This is a genomic window from Saccharomonospora halophila 8, assembly GCF_000383775.1.
Classification (GTDB): Bacteria; Actinomycetota; Actinomycetes; order Mycobacteriales; family Pseudonocardiaceae; genus Saccharomonospora; species Saccharomonospora halophila.
The window spans coordinates 29690-34517 of sequence record NZ_KB912547.1; the positions used below are offsets into that span (position 1 = coordinate 29690).

The following is a 4828-nucleotide window of genomic DNA, read 5'->3' on the forward strand; positions in this document are numbered from 1 at the left end:
CGGGCTGGCGGTCACCCGCGCGGCGGCCGCCGCCGGGGTCACCATCAGCGCCATCACCAGCAGCGCGCCGACGATCTGCACGCCGAGCGCGGTGCCCACCCCGATGAGCACGGCGAACAGCGGGGCGAGCAGCCGTTCGGGCACCCCCCGTGCGGCCGCCACCACCGGGTCGACGCTGGCGAACCACAGCGGCCGGTAGATCAGGGCGAGCACCACCAGCACCACCGCCGAGGCGATCAGCAGTGCGGTGAGGTCGGTGGGTTCGACGGCGACGATCTGGCCGACGAGGATGCCGAACTTGTTCGCCGCGCGACCCGGGTAGTACCACAGCAACAGCACCCCGAGGCCGAGCCCGAAGGCGAGGACGACTCCGATCACCGAGTCCCGCTCGGACTCCCGGCCCCCCAGCAGGCCCAGCAGCAGCGCGGCGACGACGGCCCCGGCCAGCGCACCGTAGCTGACCCCGATGCCCAGCAACAGTGCCGCCGCGGCGCCGGTGAACGCCAGTTCGGCCGTCCCGTGCACGGCGAACGACATCCGCCGGGTCACGATGATCGGCCCCAGCACGCCCGCCACCAGCCCGAGCACGGCCGCGGCGAGCAGCGCGGTCTGCACGAAGTCGAGTCCGAGCAGACGCATCGTCAGGTCGAAATCGAACAGCTTGTCCATGGGCGGACCCTCAAACGACGGGCCGGGCGTGCCGGGCGGTGGGTGACGGTTGCGGGTTCGGGAGACGGAGCGGCGTCACGAGTGGTGCACCTCGTCCTCGCACAGGCCGCTCTGCGCACCCGCGACGTGGATCTGACCGCCGACGCGCAGCACCTCGACCCGCGACCGGTACAACTCGGACAGGGTCTCCGAGGTCATCACCTCGTCCGGGGTACCGACGCGGAACTGCCCGTCCACCAGGTACAGCACCTTGTCCACGTAGGGCAGCACCGGGTTGATCTCGTGCGTGACGAACAGGACGGCCGTGTCCGCCTCGCGCCGTCGACGGTCGATCAGGTCCGCGACCACCCGCTGCTGGGTCGGGTCGAGCGAGGCCAGCGGCTCGTCGCACAACAACACGTCCGGGTGACCGATGAGCGCCTGGGCCACGCGGAGCCGCTGTTGTTCGCCCCCGGAGAGCGTGCCCACCGGTGCGTTCGCATAGTGCCGGGCGCCCACCGACTCGATCGCCTCCGTGATCCGTCTGCGCCGCCGCGCCAGCCCGCGCAGGCCGATGCCCCACCGGTGCCCGTCCAGGCCGAGCCCGACGAGGTCCCGGCCGCGCAGGGTGAGCCCCCGGTCCATCGCGCGCTGCTGCGGCACGTGCCCGACACGCTCGTTGCCCCGACCGGGTGGTGAGCCCGCGACCAGGGCGCTGCCCGCGCTCAACGGTTGCAGGCCGAGCAGCACCCGGATCAGGCTCGTCTTACCGGACCCGTTCGGCCCGAGCACCGCGACGAACTCACCGGGCGCGACGTCCAGGTCGAGACCCGACCACAGGGTGCGCGCACCGAAGCCCAGCGCCGCCGCCCGCAGTCGCACGACGGCGTCCCCGGTGGCGTGACCGGTGCCGGGGTCGGTGCCGTCGGCGTCCGCGGTCCTGCCGGGGTCGGTGTCCGTCTCACCGTGCACGTTGCTCACCTCGACCTCGGCCGACCGTCGACTCATCCGGACAGCGCCCCCGACAGAGCGTCGATCTGCGCTCCCATCCAGGCAATGTAATCGTTTTCACCCTCCGGCAGGGTCTCGGTGACATCCACGACCGGGACACCCGCGCCCCGGGCCTCCTCGACGATCTTCCCGGTCGCGGCGCTCACGGTCTGCACGTTCCGCACCACGGCGCTGACCTCGGACCCCGAGACGAGCTCCAGCATCCGCTGCTGCGCGGCGACGGGAACGTCGGTCTCGTTCTCGATCGCGGCGGTGAACTCCCTCGGCGTCACGTCCTCGATCCCGGCGTCGGCGAGCAGGTAGTGCGCCACCGGTGCGGTGGCCGCGACCCGCGCCCCGCCGTGTTCGTCGGTGATGCCGTCGACCCGCGTGGAGAGCTCGTCCACCCGGTCGGTGAACGCGGCCGCGTTACGACGGAAGGTGTCCCGCTGATCCGGGGCCACCTCGCCGAGCCGCTCGGCGGTCCGTTCGGCGACGGCGGCGACCACCGGCAGGTCGTACCAGACGTGCTCGTTGCCGGAACCGTGCTCGTGGCCCTCGTGGCCGTCATGGCTCTCCTGGTCACCGTGGCCTTCCTGGCCGCCGGAGCCGTGCTCCGCACCTTCGTGCGCTTCGTTTCCGTCGTCCGTACCGTGCCCGGGCGCCGAGTCGACGGCGACGACCGTCGGGACGTCGGGAGCGCGGTCGGCGAGCTCGGTGAAGAAGTCGTCGTAACCGCCCCCGTTGGACACCAGAAAGTCCGCCGACTGCACATCGGCGGCGTCCTCGGCATCGGCCTGGTACGAGTGCGGGTCGTCCGAGGGATCCTCGATGAGGGCGCTGACCTCAACGTGCGGCCCGCCGACCGCCTTGACCACACTCGCCCAGACGTTGGTCGAGGCGACCACGGCGATGCCCCCGTCGCCACTCGCGTCCCCGTCACCCGCGCCGTTCCCGCCGCCACAGGCCGTCGCCGTCAGGGCCACCGCGCTGCCCAGCGCGGCGACCGTCAGCCACCCCTTCGAGTGAGCACCGCTGCACCGCACCCCGGATCACCCCACACAGTTGGAAATGATTGTCGACTTCACCTTACCCGATCCATCGACCCGACGACCACCGGTCGGGTGAACGATTCGACGACGCGGAGTTACCGTGTGAGCCACGTTGGGCTCTCCTTCTGCTGCGACTTCTGAACCGTTACGGTTCTTCCATGAACCGGCCGATGCGAACCAGGCGACAGGCGACCTTGGCGTCGCTGGCCGCCGAGTTGGGCGTGTCCAGGACCACGGTGTCGAACGCATACAACCGGCCGGACCAGCTGTCGCCGGAACTGCGGCGGCGGGTCCTGGACACGGCCCGCCGTCTCGGATACCCCGGACCCGACCCGGTGGCACGCTCACTGCGCACCCGGAAGGCCGGCGCGGTCGGGCTGCTGCTCACCGAGAACCTCTCCTACGCCTTCCGCGACCCCGCGGCGGTCGGCGTGCTGGAGGGGCTCGCGCTGGCCTGCGAGGACGCGGGCGTCGGGCTACACCTCGTCCCCGCCAGCCCGGGCCGTGAGGAGGTGGCCGCCGTGCACCAGGCGGCGGTCGACGGCTTCGTCGTCTACTCGGTGCCCGACGACGACCCGCACCTGTCGGCCGTGCTGTCCCGCCCCGTGCCCACGGTGGTGGTCGACCAGCCCCAGTCCGACGGCCTCGACCGGGTCGGCCCGGACGACGAGAACGCGACCGTCGAGGTCGCCAATCACGTGGTCGGGCTCGGCCACCGGCAGGTCGGCGTGCTGTGCATGCGGCTGGCCAGCGACCGCAACGACGACTTCGTCCCCCTGCGGCGGCAGCGGGAGGCCCACTACCACGTGCAGCGCACCCGGCTCGCCGCGCTGGCACGGACGTTCGAGGTGGCCGGGGTCGAATGGGACACCGTGCCCGTCGTGGAACGGTTCGACCACACCGTCGACGACGGCGCCACCGCCGCCCGGCAACTGCTCGACGCCCACCCGCGGGTGACCGCGTTGATCTGCACCTCGGACATCCTCGCCCTCGGCGCGATGGCCGAGGCCGGGCGCCGCGGACTGCGCGTGCCCGCCGACCTCACGATCACCGGGTTCGACGGCATCGCCGAGGCCTCGCGCGCGGGGCTGACCACGGTGCACCAGCCGGTGCTGGAGAAGGGCCGGGCCGCGGGCAGGCTGCTGCTGGAGGAGGCCGACCGGACGACGCCGAAGGTCATCACACTCCCCACGGAACTGCGCATCGGCGGTACCTCGGCCGCCCCGCGCACCGCGGAGGAGCAGTGGTTCGGCCCCTGACCGGGGCCGGTGCACCACCGGCGGGTGGCGGGGGAAAGAATACGGGACCATGAGCTCGATCGACGAACTTCTGGTCCGCGCGGCCGGACGGGACCGCGCCGCGACCGAGGACGACACCCCCGCCCCGCCCGCACTCCCCGTCGCGGTGGTCACCTGCATGGACGCGCGGATCCGGGTGCCCGAGCTGTTCGGGCTGGCGCACGGCGAGGCCCACGTGCTGCGCAACGCGGGCGGGGTCGTCACCGACGACGTGATCCGGTCGCTGGCGTTGAGCCAGCGCAAGCTCGGCACCCGCGAGGTCATGGTCGTCGGGCACACCGAGTGCGGCGTGAGCACGGTGACCGAGGACGGGTTCCGGGACGAACTGGAAGCCGACACCGGCCTGCGGCCACCGTGGGCCGTCGAGGCCTTCCGGGACGCCGAGGACGGCGTGCGGCGGTCCGTGACGCGGGTGCGGCGGAGCCCGTACCTGCCGTACACCGACGGCGTGCGGGGCTTCGTCCTGGACATTCGCACCGGAGAGCTGCGCGAGGTCGCCTGAAGAGGTGCCGATACCCTGGCGCCGATGTCCGACCTCGCTCCCTCCGTCGACACCGTCGACACCGTCGACACTGTCGACACCGACACCCTGCTCGACTGGTTCGCCGACCACGCACGGGACCTGCCGTGGCGGCGGTCCGACGTCACACCGTGGGGGGTGCTGGTCAGCGAGATCATGCTGCAGCAGACCCCGGTGAACCGAGTGTGGCCGGTGTGGGAGCAGTGGCTGGCCCGGTGGCCGCGGCCGTCGGACCTGGCGGCGGAGAGCCAGGGCGAGGTGGTCCGCGCGTGGGGCAAGCTCGGCTACCCGCGACGGGCGCTGCGGCTGCACGAGGCGGC

At 72.4% G+C, this 4828-nt stretch carries 5 protein-coding genes and 1 pseudogene; 3 read left to right on the forward strand and 3 right to left on the reverse strand.

What is annotated here, in order from left to right; all coding sequences use genetic code 11:
* The 3 genes from SACHA_RS21590 to SACHA_RS0111165 form a co-directional block, all read right to left on the reverse strand.
* Positions 1–669: metal ABC transporter permease (locus SACHA_RS21590; RefSeq protein ID WP_039738724.1), on the reverse strand; the 669-nt coding region annotated here is incomplete at its 3' end.
* Positions 670–744: 75 nt separating this feature from the next.
* Positions 745–1656 (reverse strand): metal ABC transporter ATP-binding protein, encoded by a 912-nt coding sequence (locus SACHA_RS0111160; protein WP_019809735.1) that lies wholly within the window; start codon positions 1654–1656, stop codon positions 745–747.
* Entirely contained in the window at positions 1653–2684 is a 1032-nt protein-coding gene (locus SACHA_RS0111165; RefSeq protein WP_019809737.1) for a metal ABC transporter solute-binding protein, Zn/Mn family, read from the reverse strand. The genes SACHA_RS0111160 and SACHA_RS0111165 overlap by 4 nt, the downstream gene beginning before the upstream one ends.
* A 164-nt stretch (positions 2685–2848) precedes the next feature.
* Between SACHA_RS0111165 and SACHA_RS0111170 the strand changes: the two genes are divergently transcribed.
* The 3 genes and pseudogenes from SACHA_RS0111170 to SACHA_RS21595 all read left to right on the forward strand — a co-directional run.
* A complete protein-coding gene (locus SACHA_RS0111170) occupies positions 2849–3949 on the forward strand; it encodes a LacI family DNA-binding transcriptional regulator (protein WP_019809739.1) in 1101 nt (366 codons plus the stop codon).
* A 49-nt stretch (positions 3950–3998) separates the two neighbouring features.
* Entirely contained in the window at positions 3999–4490 is a 492-nt protein-coding gene (locus SACHA_RS0111175; RefSeq protein ID WP_019809740.1) for a beta-class carbonic anhydrase, read from the forward strand.
* Between the two features lie 24 nt (positions 4491–4514).
* Positions 4515–4828, forward strand: a pseudogene (locus tag SACHA_RS21595) (A/G-specific adenine glycosylase); the annotation flags it as partial.

Bases quoted from the DNA above. Each gene is read 5' to 3' on its own strand.
- SACHA_RS0111160 (WP_019809735.1), bottom strand. From the start codon at position 1,656: ATGAGTCGACGGTCGGCCGAGGTCGAGGTGAGCAACGTGCACGGTGAG.
- SACHA_RS0111170 (WP_019809739.1), top strand. From the start codon at position 2,849: ATGAACCGGCCGATGCGAACCAGGCGACAGGCGACCTTGGCGTCGCTG.
- SACHA_RS0111175 (WP_019809740.1), top strand. From the start codon at position 3,999: ATGAGCTCGATCGACGAACTTCTGGTCCGCGCGGCCGGACGGGACCGC.